This window comes from Pseudomonas sp. BP6 (genome assembly GCF_017875935.1).
In the GTDB taxonomy this organism is placed as follows: Bacteria; Pseudomonadota; Gammaproteobacteria; order Pseudomonadales; family Pseudomonadaceae; genus Aquipseudomonas; species Aquipseudomonas putida_Y.
Genome location: NZ_JAGINI010000001.1, coordinates 5,266,192 through 5,287,536, shown reverse-complemented (window position 1 = coordinate 5,287,536; position 21,345 = coordinate 5,266,192). Strand labels below are relative to the sequence as shown.

Annotated in this window: 22 protein-coding genes; 12 read left to right on the top strand and 10 right to left on the bottom strand. The window is 62.0% G+C overall.

The annotated features are described in order from the left end of the window. The first annotated feature begins 166 nt into the window (after window positions 1-166). The gene (locus J3A98_RS23960) at window positions 167-1,699 is read left to right on the top strand and encodes a SulP family inorganic anion transporter (protein WP_209968956.1); all 1,533 of its coding nucleotides are present in this window, start codon (window positions 167-169) and stop codon (window positions 1,697-1,699) included. A gap of 281 nt (window positions 1,700-1,980) precedes the next feature. Here J3A98_RS23960 and J3A98_RS23955 read toward each other — a convergent pair whose 3' ends face one another. Beyond that, entirely contained in the window at window positions 1,981-2,622 is a 642-nt protein-coding gene (locus J3A98_RS23955; RefSeq protein WP_176682999.1) for a hypothetical protein, read from the bottom strand. Window positions 2,623-2,991: 369 nt separating this feature from the next. On the opposite strand from J3A98_RS23955, the gene coxB reads away from it, so the two are divergent. From coxB to J3A98_RS23935, 4 genes are read left to right on the top strand one after another with little or no spacing between them, the layout of a single operon-like run. Then, window positions 2,992-4,119, top strand: a complete 1,128-nt coding sequence (gene coxB, locus J3A98_RS23950) for a cytochrome c oxidase subunit II (RefSeq protein ID WP_209968952.1) — start codon at window positions 2,992-2,994, stop codon at window positions 4,117-4,119. A gap of 43 nt (window positions 4,120-4,162) precedes the next feature. After that, window positions 4,163-5,752, top strand: a complete 1,590-nt coding sequence (gene ctaD / locus J3A98_RS23945) for a cytochrome c oxidase subunit I (RefSeq protein WP_014589242.1) — start codon at window positions 4,163-4,165, stop codon at window positions 5,750-5,752. A 9-nt stretch (window positions 5,753-5,761) separates the two neighbouring features. Beyond that, the gene (locus J3A98_RS23940) at window positions 5,762-6,328 is read left to right on the top strand and encodes a cytochrome c oxidase assembly protein (RefSeq protein WP_176683001.1); all 567 of its coding nucleotides are present in this window, start codon (window positions 5,762-5,764) and stop codon (window positions 6,326-6,328) included. A gap of 16 nt (window positions 6,329-6,344) precedes the next feature. Continuing rightward, window positions 6,345-7,232 carry a cytochrome c oxidase subunit 3 gene (locus J3A98_RS23935; protein ID WP_176683002.1) on the top strand — a complete coding sequence of 296 codons (888 nt, stop codon included), beginning with the start codon at window positions 6,345-6,347 and terminating at the stop codon, window positions 7,230-7,232. A 32-nt stretch (window positions 7,233-7,264) separates the two neighbouring features. Here J3A98_RS23935 and J3A98_RS23930 read toward each other — a convergent pair whose 3' ends face one another. Further along, complete coding sequence (locus J3A98_RS23930) at window positions 7,265-7,468, bottom strand: twin transmembrane helix small protein (protein ID WP_176683003.1); 204 nt, start codon at window positions 7,466-7,468, stop codon at window positions 7,265-7,267. 51 nt (window positions 7,469-7,519) lie between these two features. Here J3A98_RS23930 and J3A98_RS23925 point away from each other — a divergent pair, with 51 nt between their 5' ends. Genes J3A98_RS23925 through J3A98_RS23905 form a run of 5 tightly spaced genes read left to right on the top strand, consistent with a single transcriptional unit; the run spans window position 7,520 to window position 11,403 of the window. After that, entirely contained in the window at window positions 7,520-8,257 is a 738-nt protein-coding gene (locus J3A98_RS23925; protein ID WP_209969946.1) for an SURF1 family protein, read from the top strand. Further along, window positions 8,226-8,807 carry a hypothetical protein gene (locus J3A98_RS23920; protein WP_209968950.1) on the top strand — a complete coding sequence of 194 codons (582 nt, stop codon included), beginning with the start codon at window positions 8,226-8,228 and terminating at the stop codon, window positions 8,805-8,807. The genes J3A98_RS23925 and J3A98_RS23920 overlap by 32 nt, the downstream gene beginning before the upstream one ends. Before the next feature lie 9 nt (window positions 8,808-8,816). Then, complete coding sequence (locus J3A98_RS23915) at window positions 8,817-9,896, top strand: COX15/CtaA family protein (protein WP_020191166.1); 1,080 nt, start codon at window positions 8,817-8,819, stop codon at window positions 9,894-9,896. Further along, a complete protein-coding gene (cyoE, locus tag J3A98_RS23910; RefSeq protein WP_209968946.1) occupies window positions 9,881-10,774 on the top strand; it encodes a heme o synthase in 894 nt (297 codons plus the stop codon). The genes J3A98_RS23915 and cyoE overlap by 16 nt, the downstream gene beginning before the upstream one ends. Next, window positions 10,771-11,403: an SCO family protein gene (locus J3A98_RS23905; RefSeq protein WP_209968941.1), complete on the top strand. Its 633-nt coding sequence runs from the start codon at window positions 10,771-10,773 to the stop codon at window positions 11,401-11,403. The genes cyoE and J3A98_RS23905 overlap by 4 nt, the downstream gene beginning before the upstream one ends. A gap of 93 nt (window positions 11,404-11,496) precedes the next feature. Here the strand turns inward: J3A98_RS23905 and J3A98_RS23900 are convergent, their stop codons facing one another. The 3 genes from J3A98_RS23900 to J3A98_RS23890 all read right to left on the bottom strand — a co-directional run bounded on the left by J3A98_RS23900 (window position 11,497) and on the right by J3A98_RS23890 (window position 14,010). Beyond that, window positions 11,497-12,267: a MetQ/NlpA family ABC transporter substrate-binding protein gene (locus tag J3A98_RS23900; protein ID WP_010951512.1), complete on the bottom strand. Its 771-nt coding sequence runs from the start codon at window positions 12,265-12,267 to the stop codon at window positions 11,497-11,499. Between the two features lie 64 nt (window positions 12,268-12,331). Beyond that, window positions 12,332-13,003 (bottom strand): methionine ABC transporter permease, encoded by a 672-nt coding sequence (locus J3A98_RS23895; RefSeq protein ID WP_021784592.1) that lies wholly within the window; start codon window positions 13,001-13,003, stop codon window positions 12,332-12,334. Next, window positions 13,003-14,010 carry a methionine ABC transporter ATP-binding protein gene (locus tag J3A98_RS23890; protein ID WP_209968937.1) on the bottom strand — a complete coding sequence of 336 codons (1,008 nt, stop codon included), beginning with the start codon at window positions 14,008-14,010 and terminating at the stop codon, window positions 13,003-13,005. Before J3A98_RS23890 ends, J3A98_RS23895 begins: the two co-directional genes overlap by 1 nt. A gap of 227 nt (window positions 14,011-14,237) precedes the next feature. On the opposite strand from J3A98_RS23890, the gene katE reads away from it, so the two are divergent. Beyond that, window positions 14,238-16,373, top strand: coding sequence for a catalase HPII (katE, locus tag J3A98_RS23885; protein ID WP_209968934.1), 2,136 nt, complete (start codon window positions 14,238-14,240; stop codon window positions 16,371-16,373). A 60-nt stretch (window positions 16,374-16,433) separates the two neighbouring features. Here the strand turns inward: katE and J3A98_RS23880 are convergent, their stop codons facing one another. The 4 genes from J3A98_RS23880 to zur all read right to left on the bottom strand — a co-directional run bounded on the left by J3A98_RS23880 (window position 16,434) and on the right by zur (window position 19,298). Further along, window positions 16,434-17,141 carry a PA5502 family lipoprotein gene (locus J3A98_RS23880; protein ID WP_209968930.1) on the bottom strand — a complete coding sequence of 236 codons (708 nt, stop codon included), beginning with the start codon at window positions 17,139-17,141 and terminating at the stop codon, window positions 16,434-16,436. A 126-nt stretch (window positions 17,142-17,267) separates the two neighbouring features. Beyond that, entirely contained in the window at window positions 17,268-18,050 is a 783-nt protein-coding gene (gene znuB / locus J3A98_RS23875) for a zinc ABC transporter permease subunit ZnuB (protein ID WP_176683010.1), read from the bottom strand. Further along, a complete protein-coding gene (znuC, locus tag J3A98_RS23870) occupies window positions 18,043-18,816 on the bottom strand; it encodes a zinc ABC transporter ATP-binding protein ZnuC (RefSeq protein WP_209968926.1) in 774 nt (257 codons plus the stop codon). Before znuC ends, znuB begins: the two co-directional genes overlap by 8 nt. Then, window positions 18,813-19,298, bottom strand: coding sequence for a zinc uptake transcriptional repressor Zur (gene zur / locus J3A98_RS23865; RefSeq protein ID WP_176683011.1), 486 nt, complete (start codon window positions 19,296-19,298; stop codon window positions 18,813-18,815). The genes znuC and zur overlap by 4 nt, the downstream gene beginning before the upstream one ends. A gap of 66 nt (window positions 19,299-19,364) precedes the next feature. Here zur and J3A98_RS23860 point away from each other — a divergent pair, with 66 nt between their 5' ends. Next, window positions 19,365-20,273 (top strand): zinc ABC transporter substrate-binding protein, encoded by a 909-nt coding sequence (locus J3A98_RS23860; protein WP_209968923.1) that lies wholly within the window; start codon window positions 19,365-19,367, stop codon window positions 20,271-20,273. A 111-nt stretch (window positions 20,274-20,384) separates the two neighbouring features. On the opposite strand, the gene J3A98_RS23855 is transcribed toward J3A98_RS23860, so the two are convergent. Then, on the bottom strand, window positions 20,385-21,335 hold the full coding sequence (locus J3A98_RS23855) for a homoserine kinase (protein ID WP_209968920.1): 951 nt from the start codon (window positions 21,333-21,335) through the stop codon (window positions 20,385-20,387). Window positions 21,336-21,345 lie beyond the last annotated feature (10 nt).

Below are 21,345 nucleotides of genomic sequence, written 5' to 3'. Positions count from 1 at the left end.
GATAGCCGGCTGCACCCTGTGGGGTGTGGCGCGGCCTTCGGCTGCCTTGAATTCCCTGACTGCCCTGCCGGCAAGCCCGCTGGCGGCCTGCGCTTGCGCGCTCTTCAGGGGCAAATGTGCCCACGGCCAGGGGAATGGCCGTGTGTTTAGAGAAAGGAGAAACACGGTGAACATTACACAGTTGAAAGCGGCCCTGCCGCGTGAGTTGCTGGCGTCGGTGGTGGTCTTCCTGGTGGCCCTGCCGTTGTGCATGGGCATTGCGATCGCCTCGGGCATGCCTCCGGCGAAAGGCCTGATTACCGGAATTATCGGCGGCATTGTCGTGGGTTTCCTTGCCGGCTCGCCGCTGCAGGTGAGCGGTCCGGCCGCTGGTCTGGCGGTATTGGTGTTCGAGCTGGTGCGCCAACATGGTATGGCCATGCTTGGGCCGATCCTGCTGTTGGCCGGCCTGCTGCAGTTACTGGCCGGGCGTCTGCGTCTGGGCTGCTGGTTCCGCGTCACTGCGCCGGCGGTGGTGTACGGCATGCTGGCGGGGATTGGCGTGTTGATCGTGCTGTCTCAGGTGCATGTGATGTTCGACACCGCGCCGCAACCGTCAGGTCTGCAGAACCTGCTGGCGTTCCCGGCAACCGTGGCGGCAGCCCTGCCACAGGAAAGCGTTGGCTCAGGCTGGATGGCCGGTGCGCTAGGCTTGGGGACCATCGCCATCATGTGGGGCTGGGAGCGCCTTCGGCCGCAGCGGCTGCGCTTCGTGCCGGGTGCCCTGCTCGGCGTCGCAAGCATGACCGCCATCAGCATGTGGCTGGTCCTGCCGGTGAACCGCGTGCAAGTGCCGGCAGACCTGACCGAGGCCATTGACTGGATTCGCCCGGGTGACCTGATGCAACTGGCTGACCCTGCTCTGCTGGTCGCTGCCTTTGCCCTCGCTTTCATCGCCAGTGCCGAAACCCTGCTGTCGGCTGCAGCGGTCGATCGCATGCACAGTGGTCAGCGCTCGGATTTTGACCGCGAGCTTTCAGCCCAAGGCATTGGCAACATGCTTTGCGGGGTGCTGGGTGCTTTGCCGATGACCGGGGTGATCGTGCGCAGCTCGGCCAACGTCCAGGCGGGGGCGCAAACCCGGGCCTCGGCAATCTTCCATGGCTTGTGGTTGCTGGCCTTCGTGGTAGCGCTGAGCAGCGTGCTGCAGCAAATCCCGGTGGCGAGCCTGGCGGGGGTGCTGGTGTTTACCGGGGTCAAACTGGTCGACTTCAAGGCGTTTCGCGGGCTGGGCCGTTATGGGCGCATGCCGATGTTCACCTATGCGGCGACTGCGCTGGCGATCATCTTTACCGACCTGCTGACCGGTGTACTGCTGGGCTTTGCCCTGACCTTGCTGAAGCTGGCGTTCAAGGCGGCGCGGTTGAAGATAAACCTGGTGAGCCTGGCCAAGGATGGGCATATGGAACTGCGCCTCAGTGGCGCGGCGACCTTCCTGAAGGTGCCGGCGCTGACCCAGGTGCTGGATACCGTACCGGCGGGCACCACGCTGCATGTGCCACTGGGGAACCTGAGTTATATCGACCACTCGTGCCTTGAATTGCTGGAGGACTGGAGCCGCAGCAATTCTGCCAATGGTTCGCGCTTGTTGATCGAGCAGCGGCGCCTTAAGCGGCGGATCGAGGGGCGGTTGCGGACTACGGCGGGGGTTGGGGCGTAGGAGCGGGTTTACCCGCGAATACGGTAGCGGCGGCAACGGTGATCGGCGGGTGGAGATTGGCCAGCAGGGCCGGCCCTTTCGCGGGTGAATCCGCTCCTACGACGGCCTGTGGCGAACCACCGATGCGTGTGTAGGGGCGGGTTTACCCGCGAATACGGTAGTGGCGGCAACGGTGATCGGTGGGTGGAGATTGGCCAGCAGGGCCGGCCCTTTCGCGGGTAAACCCGCTCCTACGACGGCCTGCGCCGAACCACCGATGCACCTACGCCGTGACAGGTATATCAGGCCGGCTGACCCAGCTCGACACCTAGTTGGCGCGACAGGCACGGCCAGCGCTTCCACGCTGCGCCAGTTGCCGGGCTGCTCAGCTTCTCTCGATAGGCCTCCACCGATTCAACCGCAAAGCTCTCGTCATTGAGCATTTCGTCGACCGAGTGGTGCACCACTTCATCCAGTTGGTTGGCAAAGCTTTCGCCAATCAACTGGTGGGCAATCAGGTTGGCGACAGTGGTATCGACCGGGATCAACGGCTGCTGGAAGTGGCGAATGTACAAGTCATTCACCTCTTCCACCAGGCGGTGCGCCAGGTAGGCTTCATCCAGAAGGCAGTCCAGGCCTACATGCCCTTGCATCAAGCTGGGCGGCTGCAGGAAGTAGGCTTCGGCAATTTTCAGTACAGGTTTGATCTGCGATTCGATCCCGGCTTCGCGGGCGACCTCGTGGGCGGCCTCCAGCAATTCCGGAACCTGGTCGATGTAGGCGCTGACGAAGCGCGCCAAAGTACCCTGGGCGTCCTGCTCAGGCAGTCGGATCGAGGGGTGCAGGTGGGGCAGTTGCAGCTCGAGACGCTGTTTCAATTGGCCGGTCTGGCCTTCATGTTGATGGGCTTGGCTTACCTGCTCGCGTACAGCAGCGATGTTCATGACAACTCCAGGGACATTACGTTTCAAACGGAAGACACTAAATTAGCTCGGTATACAGAATACCTAAGACGTATTTGTTATAAGTCACGCAAACGTGTGCGTTATCAGGTATATAGCTATGCCATTATTACGCCATGCCCTATCAAGCACGCGGTTTTCAGGCCATTCAGCCATTTCATGAAGTTCATTTCACAGGCTTCATTGCGTGCCATTGGTCGCTGTCTATACTCCCGTTGAACGTGATTCGTTGATGAGGCCCGACTGCTTTTAGCAGGGGCTCGGTCGTCGAAGCCATGCAGTCTTGACCGCCGTTCCCTCTTGCCGCAGGCCACGCCTCCGGGACAACAAGAATTAGAAGGGGAACCCGCAATGATGCGACATCCACATGTCTGGATGGGCCTCCTGTTGTGGTCGGTTTATGGCCAGGCGAACGCCGCCTGGACCGTGAACATGCACCCAGGGGCGACGGAGGTCTCCAACGCCGTCTTCGACCTGCACATGACCATCTTCTGGATCTGCGTGATCATCGGCATCGTGGTGTTTGGCGCGATGTTCTGGTCCATGGTCATCCACCGCCGCTCCACTGGCCAGCAGGCCGCGCATTTCCATGAGCACACGTGGGTGGAAATTCTCTGGACGGTGGTGCCCTTCCTGATTCTGGTGGTGATGGCCATTCCGGCTACCAAGACCTTGATCGACATCTATGACGCCAGCGAGTCGGACATCGACGTCCAGGTCACCGGCTACCAGTGGAAATGGCACTACAAATACCTGGGCCAGGACGTGGAGTTCTTCAGCAACCTGGCCACTCCCACCGACCAGATTCACAACAAGGCGCCCAAGGATGAGCATTACCTGCTGGAAGTCGACCAGCCGCTGGTGCTGCCGGTGGGGGCCAAGGTGCGTTTCCTGGTGACCGCCGCCGATGTCATCCACTCCTGGTGGGTGCCGGCCTTCGCGGTCAAACGCGACGCCATCCCAGGCTTTGTCAACGAAGCCTGGACCCGTATCGAAAAGCCAGGCATCTACCGCGGCCAGTGCACCGAACTGTGCGGCAAGGACCACGGCTTCATGCCGGTGGTGGTCGAGGTCAAGTCCAAGGCCGACTACGACACCTGGCTGGGCGAGCGCAAGGCTGAAGCCGCCAAGCTCAAGGAGCTGACCAGCAAGGAATGGACCCTGGAAGAGCTGGTGGAGCGTGGCGACAAGGTCTACCACACCGCCTGCGTGGCCTGTCACCAGGCCGAAGGCCAGGGCCTGCCACCAATGTTCCCGGCGCTAAAGGGCTCGAAGATTGCCAACGGGCCGAAGGAAGACCACCTGAGCATTGTCTTCCATGGCAAGCCCGGCACGGCCATGGCCGCTTTCGGCAAGCAGCTGTCGGAAGTCGACATCGCTGCTGTGGTCACCTACGAGCGCAATGCCTGGGGCAACAACAAAGGCGACATGGTCACGCCGAAGGACGTGCTGGCGCTGAAGCAGGCAGAAGCCAAGTGAACCGGGTTACTCGCGGCAATCAATGGATTGCAGGAGACAGGACATGAGTGCAGTGATCGACGACCACGCCCACGGCCACGACCATGCGCACGGCCCGGCCAAGGGCCTGATGCGCTGGGTGCTGACCACCAACCATAAAGACATCGGCACGATGTACCTGTGGTTCAGTTTCATCATGTTCCTGCTGGGTGGCTCGTTCGCGATGGTGATCCGCGCCGAGCTGTTCCAGCCTGGCTTGCAGATCGTGGAGCCGGAATTCTTCAACCAGATGACTACCATGCATGGCCTGATCATGGTGTTCGGCGCGGTGATGCCGGCCTTCGTCGGCCTGGCCAACTGGATGATTCCGCTGATGGTCGGCGCGCCCGACATGGCACTGCCACGGATGAACAACTTCAGCTTCTGGCTGCTGCCGGCGGCCTTCCTGCTGCTGGTATCGACCCTGTTCAGCCCGGGCGGAGGGCCAAACTTTGGCTGGACGTTCTACGCACCCCTTTCCACCACCTATGCGCCAGCCAGCGTCACCTTCTTCATCTTCGCCATCCACCTGATGGGTATCAGTTCGATCATGGGGGCGATCAACGTGATTGCCACCATCCTCAACCTGCGTGCCCCCGGCATGACGCTGATGAAAATGCCGCTGTTCGTCTGGACCTGGTTGATTACCGCGTTCCTGCTGATTGCGGTGATGCCGGTGCTGGCCGGCGTGGTAACCATGATGCTGATGGACATCCACTTCGGTACCAGCTTTTTCAGTGCCGCAGGTGGCGGTGACCCGGTGCTGTTTCAGCATGTGTTCTGGTTCTTCGGTCACCCTGAGGTGTACATCATGATCCTGCCGGCCTTCGGCGCCGTCAGCTCGATCATCCCGGCGTTCTCGCGCAAGCCGCTGTTCGGTTATACCTCGATGGTGTATGCCACCGGCGCCATTGCCTTCCTGTCATTCATCGTCTGGGCCCACCATATGTTCGTGGTCGGTATCCCGGTGGTCGGCGAGTTGTTCTTCATGTACGCCACCATGCTGATTGCGGTGCCCACCGGGGTGAAGGTATTCAACTGGGTCAGCACCATGTGGGAAGGTTCGCTCACCTTCGAAACGCCGATGCTGTTCGCCATCGCCTTTGTCATCCTGTTCACCATCGGTGGTTTCTCCGGGCTGATGCTGGCGATCGCCCCGGCGGACTTCCAGTACCACGACACTTACTTCGTGGTGGCGCATTTCCATTACGTACTGGTACCCGGTGCAATCTTCGGCATCTTCGCCTCGGCCTACTACTGGCTGCCGAAATGGACTGGCCACATGTACGACGAAACTCTCGGCAAACTGCACTTCTGGCTGTCGTTCGTCGGCATGAACATGGCCTTCTTCCCCATGCACTTCGTAGGTTTGGCCGGCATGCCGCGGCGCATCCCCGACTACAACCTGCAGTTCGCCGATTTCAACATGGTGTCGTCGATCGGCGCGTTCATGTTCGGCGCCACGCAGATCTTCTTCCTGTTCATTGTCATCAAGTGCATCCGCGGGGGCGCGCCGGCACCGGCAAAACCCTGGGATGGCGCCGAGGGCCTTGAGTGGTCGATACCTTCGCCTGCGCCCTACCACACCTTCCAGACACCCCCGGAAGTGAAATAGGAACCCGCCATGAACGGCCTGTCGGTGAAACGCCTGGTAACGCGCCTGTTGATGCTGACGGTGGTGATGTTCGCGTTCGGCTTCGCGCTGGTGCCGATCTACGACGTGATGTGCAGAGCCTTCGGTATCAACGGCAAGACCGGCGGCCAATACGAAGGTAGCCAGGTCAGTGACCCGACCCGTGCGGTGCGGGTGCAGTTCATGTCGACCAATGCCAGCGACATGGTCTGGGACTTCTACTCCACTGCCGACCAACTGGAGGTCAACCCGGGGGCGGTGAATCAGATGATCTTCATTGCCCACAACCCGACCGACCGGCCGATGAGTGCACAGGCAATACCCAGCATTACCCCGGCCGAGGCCGCGGCCTACTTCCACAAGACCGAGTGCTTCTGCTTTACCCAGCAGGTGCTGCAGCCCGGCGAACGTATCGAGATGCCAGTGCGCTTTATCGTCGACCGCGACCTGCCGGCCAGCGTGAAGCACCTGACGCTGGCCTACACCTTGTTCGACATCACCGCTCGCCACCCGCCGGTCGCGCATGTCGCGGCCCAGGACGTCCAGGGCGCCCGTTAAGGGAAGGAGAACAGCAATGGCAAGTCATGAGCATTACTACGTTCCGGCGCAGAGCAAATGGCCGATCATCGCCACCATCGGCATGTTCATCACGGTATTCGGCCTGGGCACCTGGTTCAACGACATGAAGGCGGGCCACCCGGATTCGCACGGGCCGCTGATTTTCTTCGTGGGTGCGTTGTTTCTGGCCTACATGCTGTTCGGCTGGTTTGGGGCAGTGGTCAAGGAGAGCCGCGCCGGGTTGTACAGCCCGCAGCTGGACCGCTCGTTCCGCTGGGGCATGAGCTGGTTCATCTTCTCCGAAGTGATGTTCTTCCTGGCCTTCTTCGGTGCGCTGTTCTATGTACGCGTACTGGCGGGACCTTGGCTGGGTGGCGAAGGGGCCAAAGGTGTTGCGCACATGCTGTGGCCAACCTTCGAATTCACCTGGCCGCTGCTGCACACCCCCGACCCCAAGCTGTTCCCTCCCCCCAAGGAGGTGATCGACCCGTGGCACCTGCCGCTGATCAACACCATCCTGCTGGTCAGTTCCAGTGTGACAATCACCATTGCCCACCACGCCTTGCGCCGTGACCACCGCGGTCCGCTGAAATTCTGGATGGCGCTGACCATTGTCCTGGGCATCAGTTTTATCGCGCTGCAGGCCTTCGAGTACTACGAGGCCTATACCAAGCTGGGGCTGACACTGGGCTCAGGAATCTACGGTGCGACGTTTTTCATGCTGACCGGCTTCCACGGTGCCCACGTGACATTGGGCACGATCATTCTGATTGTGATGTTCGTGCGCATTCTGCGCGGGCATTTCAACCCGGAAAAACACTTCGGCTTCGAGGCGGCCAGTTGGTACTGGCACTTCGTCGATGTGGTGTGGGTGGGGTTGTTCATCTTTGTCTATGTGTTGTGAATACGAAAACCCTGTAGGGGCGGGTGAGAACTTCAGAAAGGGGCTTGGGAGACCAATTGACCGCTGATCAAGCCCCAGGCGACCAGGCCTATGGTCAGGGCTGCCAGGGTCACCCGTACAGTCAGGGCCTTTAGCAGACGGGTCGAGTTTTCATCATCTTTGACCAGAAACACCAGGCCACTGAACAGGCTGGCAATGGTGGCCAACAGCATCAGGACAATCGCGGCCTTGAGCATGGCGTTACTCCGGGGGGATGCGGTGATGTGGATAAGTATAGCGAGGCGCCTGTGAGGCCGTTTCGCCCAGGCTGGGTACCGACGCTGGTGGTGCTTGCACTGCTGCCGGGGTTGATTGCGCTTGGTTGCTGGCAACTCGGCCGTGCCGAGGAAAAGCGCGTGCTGCTGGCCACCTATGCAGAACGGCGGATTGAAGCGCCGATCGCCGCCGCCCAGCTCCTCTCACAAGAAGACAACGCCTTCCGCCGCGTGCACCTGTATGGGCGCTTCGACGCCGAGCACAGCGTGCTGCTGGACAACCGCATGCGCGACGGTAAAGCCGGTGTCGAGCTGCTGCAGCCCTTTCACGACCAAGCCAGCGGCCTGTGGTTGCTGATCAATCGTGGCTGGCTGCCATGGATGGACCGCCGGGTGCCGGTGCACTTCGAAACCCCTGCCCAGGCCTTGGCGCTGGATACCTCTGTGTATGTCGCGCCTGGCAGCACCTTCCAGCTGCACCCGGACCCCATCGGCGGGCAATGGCCACATCTGTTGACCGCTATCGATGCCGCGCTGCTATGGCAACAGCTTGATCGTGAAGGCTTCGCCCAGGAATTGCGCCTGGAACCGGGCCCGGCGAGCTATCGCCTGGACTGGCCGGTTGTCGCCATGAGCCCCGAAAAACACGTGGGCTATGCCGTGCAGTGGTTTGCCCTGGCGACCGCTTTGGTTCTGCTCTACCTCTACTTCGGCTGGCACCAAAACAAGGAGAAACGCCATGGCCACCGCCACTCCACTGGACGCGCCTGAACGTAGCAAACCCAGAGCCCGTGGGCGTTTGCAGCTGTTGCTTATTCTGCTGGTGGTGCTTGGGCCGATGGTTCTGGCTACCAGCATGTACAAGCTCAAATTCTGGGTGCCGGAAGGCCGCAGCTACCATGGCGCCATGATTGGCAATGGGGAAAGCCGTGCCGATCTCGGCGTGGCGGGGCAGGACGATCGCTGGCAGTTGCTGGTCAGCGCACCCCAGGCTTGCACCGAAGACTGTCAGCGCCTGGTGTACCTGGCTCGGCAGGTTCAGGTCGGGCTGGGGCGTGATGCCAGCCGCGCCAGCCACGCGCTGGCCGCCGCCCAGCCGCTGAGTGCCGACTATCAGGCACTGCTCGGCCGCGAGTACCCGCAGTTGCAGCGCTACCCGCTGGATGCACAACGTTACCAGCAGAAGGTTGCCGAGCCCGGCCCGCAGCTGTGGATCGTCGACCCGCACGGCAACCTGGTGCTGCGCTACGACGGCAAGGTCAACGGCAAGCACGTGCTGGATGACCTGCGCCACCTGCTCAAGCTGTCCAACATCGGCTAGGAGCCTGCCATGGCCAGACCTGGATTTCGCCTTGCTGTGTTCGCCACCCTGCTGGCACTGCTGGTCGTCCTGCTCGGTGCCTATACCCGCCTGACCCACGCCGGCCTCGGTTGCCCCGACTGGCCGGGGTGCTATGGGTTTATCAGCGTGCCCAAGAGTGAAGCGCAGTTGGCCCATGCCGAGCTGCACTTTCCTGAGCACCCGGTGGAAGCTGCCAAGGGCTGGGCCGAGATGGTCCACCGCTACTTTGCCGGTAGCCTGGCCGTGGTGATCGCCCTGCTCGCTTTCCAGGCAATGCGCCGGCATGCCCGTGATGGGCAGCCTTATCGCCTGCCGATGCTGCTACTGGGTGTGGTGCTGGCCCAGGCAGCCTTCGGTATGTGGACGGTCACCCTGAAGCTATGGCCGCAGGTGGTCACGGCGCACTTGCTGGGTGGCTTTACCACGTTGAGCTTGCTGTTCCTGTTGTCTCTGCGTCTGTCCCGGGCCTTTGCGCCCTTGCCTAAACTGCCGCTGAGCCTGCGCCGGATCGCTGCGCTGGCGCTGCTGGTGGTAATCGGCCAGATCGCCCTGGGCGGTTGGGTCAGCGCCAACTACGCCGCCGTGGCCTGCATCGACCTGCCGACTTGCCATGGCCAGTGGTGGCCGGCGGCGGACTTCAGCAACGGCTTCCACCTGACCCAGCACGTCGGCCCCAATTACCTGGGCGGACAGCTGGACAGTGATGCGCGCACGGCCATCCACATCAGCCACAGGCTGGGCGCGCTGCTGGTGACCTGCGTGCTGCTGATGCTCAGCTGGAAGCTGCACCGCTGTGGTCTCCCCGGCCTGGCGCGGCTGGTGCTGCTGGCGCTGGCCCTGCAAGTGGGCCTGGGCATCAGCAACGTGGTGTTCCACCTGCCGCTGGCGGTGGCTGTTGCGCACAATGCCGGCGGGGCGATGCTGCTGCTGAGCATGGTGCTGGTGAACTACCGCATTCGAGTGGTCGACAAGGTTCGAGTGGGTGTCGGCCATGGCTGGCGTCTGCGGCCCGTGGTCGGGGTGGGCATTTCCCATCATATGAGGAACGACTCGTGGCGACGCTTCTAAGCGTACGACGGGCTCGCTGGCGCGATTACCTTGAGCTGACCAAGCCCAAGGTGGTGGTGCTGATGCTGATCACCTCGCTGGCGGGCATGTTCCTGGCCACCCGGGCGGGCGTCAGCTGGAGCGTGCTGTTGTTTGGCAACCTGGGCATTGGCCTGTGCGCGGGTGGCGCGGCGGTGGTCAATCATGTGGTGGATCGGCGCATCGATGCGCTGATGGCGCGCACCCACAAACGGCCTTTGGCCCAAGGCCGAGTCGAGCCTCTGCCGGCGCTGTTGTTCGCCTTGGCCCTGGCCCTGTTGGGCATGGTCCTGCTGCTGATGTTCACCAACGCCCTCACCGCCTGGCTGACCCTGGCCTCATTACTCGGTTATGCGGTGCTCTACACTGGCTTTCTCAAGCGCGCCACGCCCCAGAACATCGTCATCGGTGGCCTGGCCGGTGCCGCTCCGCCGTTGCTCGGCTGGGTGGCGGTAAGCGGCCATGTCAGTGCCGAACCCTTGCTGCTTGTGCTGATCATTTTCGCCTGGACCCCGCCGCATTTCTGGGCGCTGGCCATTCACCGCAAGGAAGAATACGCCAAGGCCGATATCCCGATGTTGCCGGTGACCCACGGCGAGTACTACACCAAGCTGCATATCCTGCTGTACACCCTGATCTTGCTGGCAGTGAGCCTGCTGCCGTATGCCATCCACATGAGTGGCCCGCTGTACCTGGCCTGTGCCCTGGCTTTGGGCCTGCGCTTCCTGCAATGGGCCTGGGTGTTGTACCGTAGCAGCCGGCCGCACGCGGCGATCGGCACCTTCAAGTACTCTATCGGCTACCTGTTCGCGCTGTTCATTGCGTTGCTTCTTGACCACTACCTGTTGCTGAACCTATGACCCGAACCCAGAAAACCGTCTTCATCCTCGTTGCCCTGGTCGCGTTGATCATGGGCCTGACCGTCAACAAAGTGCTTAATGGTCGTGACCAGCCCAACCCTGCCGAGCTGATCGATGCGGGCATCATTCTGCTGCCTCAGAGCCGCGCCGTGGCCGATGTCACCATGACCAACCAGGACGGCCAGCCGGTGCAGATGGATGACCTCAAGGGCAAATGGTCGCTGCTGTTCTTTGGCTACACCTACTGCCCGGATATCTGCCCGACCACCCTGGCCCAGCTGCGCCAGGTGAAGAGCGAGCTGCCCAAGGATGCCGTCGACCGGCTGCAGGTGGTGTTGGTGAGTGTGGACCCTAACCGCGACACGTCGAACCAGCTGAAGCAGTATCTGAGCTATTTCGACAAGGACTTTGTCGGGGTGGCGGGGTCGATCGAGGATACCCAGAAGCTGGCCAATGCCTTGAGCATTCCGTTCATTCCGGCGGATACCAGCAAGCCGGGGTATACCGTGGATCACAGCGGTAACCTGGCGATTGTCGGGCCGGATGGGCGACAGCGGGGGTTCATTCGGGCGCCGTTCAACAACCAGAAGCTGGGGGCGCAGTTGCCTGGGCTGGTCAAGCGGGATTGAGTCAGCCCCAAACGCTTCGCGGGTAAACCCGCTCCTACAACGATGTGTGTAGGGGCGGGTTTACCCGCGAAGAATAGAGCGTGATAGGTCGGCTCAGAACGCCGGAACCACAGCGCCTTTGTACTTCTCGATGATGAACTGCTTCACCTCGGGCGAGTGCAGTGCAGCCGCCAGTTTCTTCATGTCGTCCGAGTCCTTGTTGTCCGGGCGGGCAACCAGGATGTTCACGTAAGGCGAGTCGCTGCCCTCGATGGCCAGCGCGTCTTTTTCCGGGTTCAGCTTGGCTTCCAGCGCGTAGTTGGTGTTGATCAGGGCTGCATCTACCTGGGTCAGCACACGCGGGATGGTGGCGGCTTCCAGCTCACGGAACTTCACGTTTTTCGGGTTTTCGGCAACATCCTTCACGGTCGACAGGATGTTCTTGTTGTCCTTGAGCTTGATCACACCAGCCTTGTCCAGCAGCAGCAAGGCGCGGCCGCCGTTGGTGGCGTCGTTGGGGATGACCACGGTGGCACCGGAGGACAGCTCGTCCAGCTTCTTGATCTTGGTCGAATACACGCCCAGTGGCTCGATGTGCACGCCGGCCACGCTCACCAGGCTGGTGCCCTTGGCCTTGTTGAACTCATCCAGGTAAGGCTGGTGCTGGAAGAAGTTGGCGTCCAGGCGCTTTTCGGCCACCTGCACGTTCGGCTGGATGTAGTCGGTGAATTCCTTGACCTTCAGCTCTACGCCTTCTTTCGCCAGTTGTGGTTTGACGAAGTTGAGGATCTCGGCGTGCGGCACCGGGGTGGCGGCGACGGTGAGGGTATCGGCCTGGGCCGAGAAGGCCGCGACAGCGGCAGCGACAGCAAGCAGCTTCTTCATTGATCACTCCTTGTGAGGGCCGCGACGGCCCCCGAACGGGTCGGCCAGGCCGACCCCATTGGGGTTACTTACGGGAAAAATGCACGACCAGTTTGTCGCCCACGCTCTGCAGGACTTGAACCAGTACCAGCAGCAGTACCACGGTCACTACCATCACATCGGTCTGGAAACGCTGGTAACCGAAGCGGATAGCCAGGTCGCCAAGGCCACCGGCACCCACCACACCGGCCATGGCGGTGTAAGAAACCAGGGTGATGGCGGTCACGGTAATGGCCGCGAAGATGCCCGGACGGGCCTCCGGCAGCAGCGCACTGGTGATGATCTGGCGGGTGGTGGCGCCCATCGACTGGGTGGCCTCGATGATGCCGCGGTCCACTTCACGCAGGGCGGTTTCAACCAGGCGTGCAAAGAACGGCGTGGCACCCACCACCAGCGGCGGGATGGCGCCTGCAACGCCCAGCGAGGTACCGGTGATCAGCACGGTGAACGGGATCATCACGATCAGCAAAATGATGAATGGCAGCGAGCGCAGGATGTTGACCACCAGCGACAGCAGCGCATAGACGCCTTTTTGTTCGAACATCTGCTTTGGCCCGCAGAGGAACAGCAGCACACCCAGTGGCAGGCCCAGCAGCACGGTGAAGAACAGCGAGCCGAACAGCATGATCATGGTATCGACGGTGGCCAGCCAGATTTCGGCCCAGTCGACATTGGCAAAGAAACTCAGAGCGTCCATCAACGCAGTACCTCCATATGTACGTCAGCTGCCTTGAAGCGGGCGAACGCCGCTTCCATGTCTCCGCCGATCAGGGCGAGAGTGAGCTGGCCATAGGGGACATCCTTGATGCGGTCGATACGCCCGGCGAGGATGCTGTAGTCGACACCGGTTTCGCGGGCTACGGTGCCCAGCAGCGGCGCGTAGGTGGCGTCGCCCTGGAAGGTCAGGCGTACGATACGGCCTGGAACGTGGGCAAAGTCGTCGCGCTGCTCGCCTTCGTCGACCTGCTCGTCTTCCTGGACGAAGCGCTTGGTGGTGGGGTGCTGCGGGTGCAGGAACACCTCGGCCACCGAGCCTTGCTCGACGATCTTACCGGCGTCCATCACTGCCACGCAGTCGCAGACACGGCGGATCACGTCCATCTCGTGGGTGATCAGCACGATGGTCAGCTTCAGTTCACGGTTGATCTCGGCCAGCAGTTGCAGGACCGAGGCCGTGGTTTGCGGGTCGAGGGCACTGGTGGCCTCGTCGCATAGCAGGATCTTCGGGTTGGTGGACAGGGCGCGGGCGATGCCGACGCGCTGCTTCTGGCCGCCGGACAGCTGCGCCGGGTACTTTTTGGCGTGCTCCGACAGGCCAACGCGAGCCAGTAGCTCGGTGACGCGCTTGTCGATTTCGCTGCGCGACAGCTCACCGGCCAGGGCCAGTGGCAGGGCGACGTTGTCGGCGACGGTCTTGGAGGCCAGCAGGTTGAAGTGCTGGAAAATCATCCCGACCTGCTGGCGGAAGCCGCGCAACTGGCTGGCGTTGAACGCGGTGACGTCTTCGCCGTCGACGATGATCGTGCCGCCGGAGGGCTCCTCCAGGCGGTTGATCAGGCGCAGCATGGTGCTTTTGCCGGCGCCGGAATGGCCGATCAGGCCGAACACCTGGCCATCTTCGATGGTCAGGCTGGTCGGATTCAGTGCGGGGATTTCCCTACCGGCAACGCGGTAGGTTTTATGTACCTGTTGGAACTCGATCACGTAGCGAACCTTGTGGGGCGCATTGAAATTTGGGGCAGCGGTTAGCTGGGGTCGCGCATTTTAGCCTTTTCCCATAGCTGTTCTTAGCATTTATTTCGTCATGCACCAATCCATCGGGCATATCGCGACAACCGGTAATCCTGATTGAACGCTCGGCAACGCCCTCCAGTCACTACTTGCACAAGCCCTGAACGGGCACGCCTTAAGACTGATGAGGAGAGCCGATCATGCCCAGCAAGAAAACGGATGCGCCCAAGCACAGCGAGGCCGCCGGCACCCAGACCCCCGACCGGGCCAATACCAATGCCAAGCTGCAGAGCCTGGAGGCCGACCGCAGCGATGCGACCGGGCATGCGCTGCGCACCAACCAAGGCGTGCGCATTGCTGACAACCAGAACTCCCTCAAGGCGGGTGATCGCGGGCCGTCGCTGCTTGAAGACTTCATCATGCGCGAGAAGATCACCCACTTTGACCATGAGCGAATCCCCGAGCGCATCGTGCACGCCCGCGGTACCGGGGCACACGGGTTCTTCCAGAGCTATGGCAATCACGCCGAGCTGACCAAGGCCGGCTTCCTGCAAGATCCGGAAAAGATCACCCCGGTTTTTGTCCGCTTCTCGACGGTTCAGGGCCCACGCGGTTCTGGCGATACGGTGCGAGATGTGCGTGGCTTTGCCGTCAAGTTCTATACAGATGAAGGCAATTTCGACTTGGTTGGCAACAACATGCCGGTGTTTTTCATCCAGGATGCCATCAAGTTCCCCGATTTTGTCCACGCGGTCAAGCCAGAGCCACACAACGAGATACCTACCGGTGGTTCAGCTCATGACACCTTCTGGGATTTCGTCTCGCTGGTGCCGGAGTCGGCTCATATGGTCATGTGGGCCATGTCTGACCGCGCCATCCCGCGCAGCCTTCGAATGATGGAAGGCTTTGGCGTGCATACTTTCCGCCTGATCAATGCCGAGGGCGTGGCCAGCTTCGTCAAGTTTCATTGGAAACCAAGCCAGGGCGTGCATTCCCTGCTGTGGGACGAAGCCCAGAAACTGGCGGGCAAGGACACCGACTTCCAGCGCCGTGACCTATGGGAAGCCATCGAAACCGGCGACTACCCGGAATGGGAACTGGGCGTGCAGATTGTGCCTGAGGCTGACGAACACAAATTCGACTTCGACCTGTTGGACCCGACCAAGATCATCCCCGAGGAACTGGTACCCGTCACGCCGCTGGGCAAGATGGTGCTCAACCGCAACCCGGACAATTTCTTTGCCGAAGTCGAACAGGTTGCGTTCTGCCCCGGCCATATCGTACCGGGTATCGACTTTACCAACGACCCGCTGCTGCAGGGCCGACTGTTCTCGTACACCGATACCCAGATCAGCCGCCTGGGTGGGCCGAACTTCCACCAGATACCGATCAACCGGCCGGTATCGCCGAACCACAACAACCAGCGTGATGCGCTGCACCAGCACGTCGTGCACAAGGGCCGGGCTTCCTACGAGCCCAACTCGATTGACGGCGGCTGGCCGAAGGAAACCCCGCCTGCGGCGCAAGACGGCGGCTTCGAGAGCTATCAGGAGCGTATCGATGCGCACAAGATTCGCCAGCGCAGTGAGTCGTTCGGCGATCACTTCTCGCAGGCGCGGCTGTTCTTCCAGAGCATGAGCCCGACCGAGCAACAGCACATCATCAAGGCTTACAGCTTCGAGTTGGGCAAAGTGGAGCGTGAACATATCCGTGCCCGGGAAGTGAATGAAATTCTTGCCAACATCGACTTGAAGCTGGCGGCGGCGGTTGCGGCCAACCTGGGCCTCCCTGCGCCGAAAGCGGGTACGGTGCAGGTGAAGGGTAGCCAGCTGGCGCAATCGCCTGCGTTGAGCCAGATGAACCACCCAGGTTCAGTGGGTATCAAGGGGCGCAAGATTGCCGTGCTGGTGGCAGATGGCGTGGACGCTGGCAGCGTGGACAAACTGGTCAAGGCCCTGGAAGCGCACAGTGCCCGGCCAATGCTGCTGGGGCCTACCTCGGCGCCGGTGAAGGCGGCGGATGGCAAGCAATTGCCAGTAGCGGCGTCGATGGAGGGGATGCCTTCGATCATGTTCGACGGGATTGTCGTGCCTGCGGGCAAGGCTTCTACGGATGCGCTGGCGGCTAGCGGATTGGCCAAGCATTTCTTGCTGGAGGGTTACAAGCACCTGAAGGCGCTGGTGCTGACCAAGGAATTGGTGAAATCTTTGGGGCTCAAGGAGGACAAGGGGCTGTTGCTTGGGGATGAGCAGAAGGCAGTGGATGCCTTTGTCAAAGCGGTAGAAGGTCACCGGGTGTGGGAACGGGAGGCGGCTGCTGAAGCTGTTCCTGCCTGATAAGACCTTTTCGCGGGTAAACCCGCTCCTGCTGTAGGAGCGGATTTACCCGCGAAGCTTTTACTGCCGATGCGGGACCAGTACCACCTGTGCCGGCAACGAGCGCTGGATTTCATGCTTCTGCTTCAGCTCGAACCCATCGTCGATCTTGCGCACGCGTTTTTCCAGCAAGGTCTTCAGCCAAGGTGCATCCTCGGTGCGCGGCACCTGGAATACCACCTCACACTGGTAATTCACCACATCCGCGGCAATGTCGTCCAGTTGGCGGCGCAGCCCGCGGCTGTCGGTGGTCTTCAAGGCCACCACGGTGCTCGACGCTGTCGGGTCGATGATGCGTGCCTTGGGCTTGGCTTCGGCGGCCTTCAGCGCAGCCTCGGCCTTTTCCAGCTCGGCCTTGCGGGCCTGGGTCACGGCGTCCCCGCCGGTCACTGCTGGCGCCTGCGGCATCAGTGCCCGGGCACGGGCCAGCGCAGTAGCTGCCGCGTTCACATCGCCCTTCTGCAGGACGATCTGGCTGCGTTGCAGGTAGGCTTCGGCCAGTTGGCGCTGGTATTGCTCCAGGCGTGCATCATCCGGCGACTGGGCCTGCAGTGCTGCAAGCTGGTCTTCGGCGGTAGCCAGCTCGTTGCTGGCGATGTTCTGTTGCAACTGCTGCCAGGCATCTGCTTGGGCAGGTGCGGTGGCCTGGTCGACCGGCGCATTGGAGCAGGCAGCCAGGATCAGGGAAAACGCGGCAACAAGCAGATAACGGGAGGCGAACGGCTTCATTCCTGCGACTCTCTATTTGCGCAAAAAGCGAGCAAGTCTACACCCAGGTGCGCACGCTCGAAAATAGGCCTTACAGACCCTTTACCGGCCAAAGGTTGCAAGGCGTGCCTGCACACGCCCTGCTTTTCAGCGTTTTGGCAGGGCCAGGCTCAGCAAGAATAGCACCGCGGCGCAGACCACGATCGACGGCCCGGCGGGGGTGTCCTTGAACCAGGACATGGCCAGGCCGCCGCAGACCGCAGAGACGCCCAGCAGGCTGGCACCCAAGGCCATCTGCTCTGGTGAGCGGGCGTGCCGCTGTGCCGCAGCCGCAGGGATGATCAGCAGTGAGGTGATCAGCAAAACGCCAACGATTTTCATGGCTACCGCAATCACCACTGCGATCAGCAGCATCAGCGCCATGCGCAGCCCGGCCACGGGCAGGCCTTCGACCATGGCCAGTTCTTCGTGCACGGTAACCGCCAGCAGCGGCCGCCACAGCGCAGCGAGCAGCAGCAGGACCAGTGCACTGCCGCCGAGGATCCAGGCCAGGTCGGTGGGGCTGATGGCCAGCAGATCGCCGAACAGGTAAGCCATCAGGTCGATGCGCACATCGTGCATGAAGCTCAGCACCACCAGGCCCAGCGACAAGGTGCTGGGGGCCAGGATGCCCAGGAGGGTGTCGGAGGCCAGCGGCTGGCGTTGCTGCAATGTCACCAGCAGAATCGCCAGCAACAGGCAGCCCACGGTTACTGCCAGTGCCGGGCTGACGTCCAGGGCAAAGCCCAGGGCCACACCGAGCAGCGCGGCATGAGACAGGGTGTCGCCAAAATAGGCCATGCGCCGCCATACCACGAAGGAGCCCAGTGGGCCTGCAACCAGTGCCAGGGACAAGCCGGCAAGCAAGGCGTAGAGAAGAAAGTCAGCCATGCTTGCAGTGCTCTCCGTGAACATGGGTGCCAGGGGCGACTACCGAGCCATGCAGGTCGTGGCTGTGGTCGTGATGATGGTGGTAGATGGCCAGGCTCGGTGCTGTCTTGCCGAACAGCTCGACGAATGCCGGATCACCGCTGACTTGCTCAGGGTGGCCCGAGCAGCACACGTGGCGGTTCAGGCACACCACCTGGTCGGTAGTGCTCATGACCAGATGCAGGTCGTGGGACACCATCAGCACGCCGCAGCCGTGGCGGTCACGCAGGCGGGTGATGAGGTTGTAAAGCTCGGTCTGGCCGACTACGTCTACTCCTTGTACCGGTTCGTCGAGCACCAGCAACTGGGGTTCGCGCAGCAGGGCGCGGGCCAGCAGCACGCGTTGCATTTCGCCGCCGGAAATAGTCTGGATCGGGCTGTCGATGACTTGCTCGGCACCCACTTCCTGCAGCGCCGACAAGGCTGCCGCGCGGTCTACACCGGGCACCAGGCGCAGGAAGCGCAGCACCGACAACGGCAGCGTGGCATCAACCTGAATCTTCTGCGGCATGTAGCCAATGCGCAGCTTGGGCTTGCGCCATACCTTGCCACGATGTGGCTTGAGCAGGCCAAGTACGGCGCGCACCAGGGTAGTCTTGCCCGCCCCGTTAGGGCCAATCAGGGTGACGATCTGGCCTGGGGCGACCGACAGGTCGATGCTGTCGAGCACCGCCTCGCCGCCAAAGGTGACGCCGACCTGCTCCAGGCGAATCAGGGCGTCGCTCATGCCGTGCTCCGGCAGCTACCGCACAGGCCGACCACTTCCACGGTCTGGGTCTCGACCGTGAAACCCACGCCTTTGGCGCTGTTGATGATCGCCTCGCTGATGCTGCTCTGCTCAAGCTCGATGGCCACATGGCAGGCCCGACAGATCAGAAACTGGCCTTGGTGCACGTGCTCGGGGTGGCTGCAGCCGATGAAGGCGTTGAGCGACGCGATGCGATGCACCAGGCCGTTTTCCAGAAGGAAGTCCAGCGCGCGGTACACCGTGGGCGGCGCGGCGCGGCGGCCGTCCTGCTCACTGAGCACCGCGAGGATGTCGTAGGCGCCCAGCGGCTTGTGGCTTTGCCACACCAGCTCCAGCACACGGCGGCGCAGGGCGGTCAGGCGCAGGCCCTGGCGGGTGCACAAGGCGTCGGCTTCAGCCAGTGCGCTGTGTACGCAATGGGAGTGGTCGTGAGGACGGTTGGCCAGCGGTGTGATGGACATGGGCAGCGACGGTTCTGGACAGAGACGTTATTATGTTACCTGTTTCTGACGACTCGAGTATTCACCGTGTCCCGATTCCTGGTTCTGTTTGTCGCTTTCATCGCATTCTCCGCGCAGGCCGACGTGCGTGTGCTCACCAGTATCAAGCCCCTGCAGCAGATTGCCGCTGCCGTGCAGGATGGTCTTGGCAGCCCTGACGTGCTGCTGCCGCCCGGAGCTTCACCCCACCATTATGCGCTGCGCCCCTCTGACGTGCGGCGGGTTGGCGATGCCGACCTGCTGTACTGGATCGGCCCGGACATGGAGAACTTCCTTCCGCGTGTGCTGGGAAGCCGCAGCAAGGCCACAGTGGCTGTTCAGGCGCTGCCGGGCATGAAGTTGCGCCACTTTGGCGAGGACAGCCATTCCCATGAGGAAGAAGACCACAGCGACCACGACCATGACCACCGCCCGGGCAGTCTTGATGCACACTTGTGGCTATCGTCGGTCAATGCGCGAGTAATCGCAGCAAAAATGGCGGCTGACCTGGCCAAGGTCGATCCGGCCAATGCGGCTCGCTATCAGAGCAACCTGAAGGCCTTCGATGAACGCCTGGATGCGTTGGATGAGCGTATCAAGGCTCGGGTGGCCGGTATTGCCGGCAAGCCGTACTTCGTCTTCCACGAAGCCTTCGATTATTTTGAGGCTGAGTATGGCTTGAAGCACGCGGGCGTGTTCAGCGTGGCATCCGAGGTGCAGCCCGGGGCGCAACATGTGGCGGCCATGCGCCAGCGTCTTCAGGAAGTGGGCAAGACCTGTGTGTTCAGCGAGCCGCCACTGCGGCCGCGCCTGGCCGAGACCCTGACTGCCGGTTTGCCTGTGCGCCTGGCCGAGCTGGATGCCTTGGGTGGCACCGATCCGGTAGATGGCAAAGGGTATGAGCGCTTGCTCGAGAAGCTGGGCGGTGACCTGGCAGGCTGCCTGGAACAGTTGTAAGCCTGTACCGGCTCCTTCGCGGGTGAACCCGCTTCCACAGGTACTGCACAGCCCTCAAGGCTGTCGCTATCCCTGTAGGAGCGGGTTCACCCGCGAAGAAGCAGACGCGGTCTACAGCGCGAACGGCAGGTGAAAAGCCACCTGCTGGCGTTGCGCCAGACGTACTTCGAACTCGCTCGGATCGTGGATCATCACATCCATTCCGGCAAACGACTCGGCCGCAATCAGGCGCGACAGCCAGAAACGCACGCAGCCTACCCGCAACATTTCCGGCCACAGCTCGGCTTCGGCTGCAGTGAACGGCCGCAGCGCCGCATAGGCTGCCAGCAGCGCCTGGGCGCGTGGTGCATCTACTGCCCCCTGCTCATCCAGGCACCAGTCGTTCACGGTGATGGCGATGTCATACAGCATCGGCCCGGAGCAGGCATTGTAGAAGTCGATCACACCGGTCAGGTGGGTGCCTTCGAACATCACATTGTCGCGGAACAGGTCGGCATGCAGGTTTGCCCGCGGCAAGGCCAGAATCTGCGCCTTGTGTGCGCTGATTTCGTCCAGCGCCGGCTGCAGCAATGCGGCTTGCTCTGCAGTCAGGCGTGGCAGTAGCTCGGCACCCGAGGCCAGCATCCAGTCCAGACCGCGGTCGGTGCGGCGCTCGATGATGTGCTCGCGGGTGGCCAGGTGAATGTGTGCCAGTAGCTCGCCGACCTGGGCGCAGTGCTGGTTGTTGGGGGCCTTGATGTGCTTGCCCGACAGCCTGGGCTGCAGCAATGCCGGCTTGCCGCACAGCTCGCGCAGGCCGTTGCCGTCGCGGTCACGAATGGCATAGGGCACCGGCATGTCGGCGGCGTGCAGGGTGTCGAGCAGCTCGATGAAGAACGGCATGTCCTCGCTGGGCCCACGCTCGATCAGCGTCAGGACGAACTCCCCCTGTTCGAGGCTGACGAAGAAATTGCTGTTCTCGGTACCGGCGGCAATGCCCTGGAAGTCGAGCAGACGGCCCAGCTCGTACGGCGCCAGAAAGGTTTCCAGCTCAGGCCGGGTCACGGGGGTGAAGACTGACATGATGAAAAAT

Coding starts and splice junctions, on each gene's coding strand:
- J3A98_RS23955 (WP_176682999.1), bottom strand. CDS start 2,622: ATGAACATCGCTGCTGTACGCGAGCAGGTAAGCCAAGCCCATCAACAT.
- coxB (WP_209968952.1), top strand. CDS start 2,992: ATGATGCGACATCCACATGTCTGGATGGGCCTCCTGTTGTGGTCGGTT.
- ctaD (WP_014589242.1), top strand. CDS start 4,163: ATGAGTGCAGTGATCGACGACCACGCCCACGGCCACGACCATGCGCAC.
- J3A98_RS23940 (WP_176683001.1), top strand. CDS start 5,762: ATGAACGGCCTGTCGGTGAAACGCCTGGTAACGCGCCTGTTGATGCTG.
- J3A98_RS23935 (WP_176683002.1), top strand. CDS start 6,345: ATGGCAAGTCATGAGCATTACTACGTTCCGGCGCAGAGCAAATGGCCG.
- J3A98_RS23930 (WP_176683003.1), bottom strand. CDS start 7,468: ATGCTCAAGGCCGCGATTGTCCTGATGCTGTTGGCCACCATTGCCAGC.
- J3A98_RS23920 (WP_209968950.1), top strand. CDS start 8,226: ATGGCCACCGCCACTCCACTGGACGCGCCTGAACGTAGCAAACCCAGA.
- J3A98_RS23915 (WP_020191166.1), top strand. CDS start 8,817: ATGGCCAGACCTGGATTTCGCCTTGCTGTGTTCGCCACCCTGCTGGCA.
- J3A98_RS23905 (WP_209968941.1), top strand. CDS start 10,771: ATGACCCGAACCCAGAAAACCGTCTTCATCCTCGTTGCCCTGGTCGCG.
- J3A98_RS23900 (WP_010951512.1), bottom strand. CDS start 12,267: ATGAAGAAGCTGCTTGCTGTCGCTGCCGCTGTCGCGGCCTTCTCGGCC.
- J3A98_RS23895 (WP_021784592.1), bottom strand. CDS start 13,003: ATGGACGCTCTGAGTTTCTTTGCCAATGTCGACTGGGCCGAAATCTGG.
- katE (WP_209968934.1), top strand. CDS start 14,238: ATGCCCAGCAAGAAAACGGATGCGCCCAAGCACAGCGAGGCCGCCGGC.
- J3A98_RS23880 (WP_209968930.1), bottom strand. CDS start 17,141: ATGAAGCCGTTCGCCTCCCGTTATCTGCTTGTTGCCGCGTTTTCCCTG.
- znuB (WP_176683010.1), bottom strand. CDS start 18,050: ATGGCTGACTTTCTTCTCTACGCCTTGCTTGCCGGCTTGTCCCTGGCA.
- znuC (WP_209968926.1), bottom strand. CDS start 18,816: ATGAGCGACGCCCTGATTCGCCTGGAGCAGGTCGGCGTCACCTTTGGC.
- zur (WP_176683011.1), bottom strand. CDS start 19,298: ATGTCCATCACACCGCTGGCCAACCGTCCTCACGACCACTCCCATTGC.
- J3A98_RS23855 (WP_209968920.1), bottom strand. CDS start 21,335: ATGTCAGTCTTCACCCCCGTGACCCGGCCTGAGCTGGAAACCTTTCTG.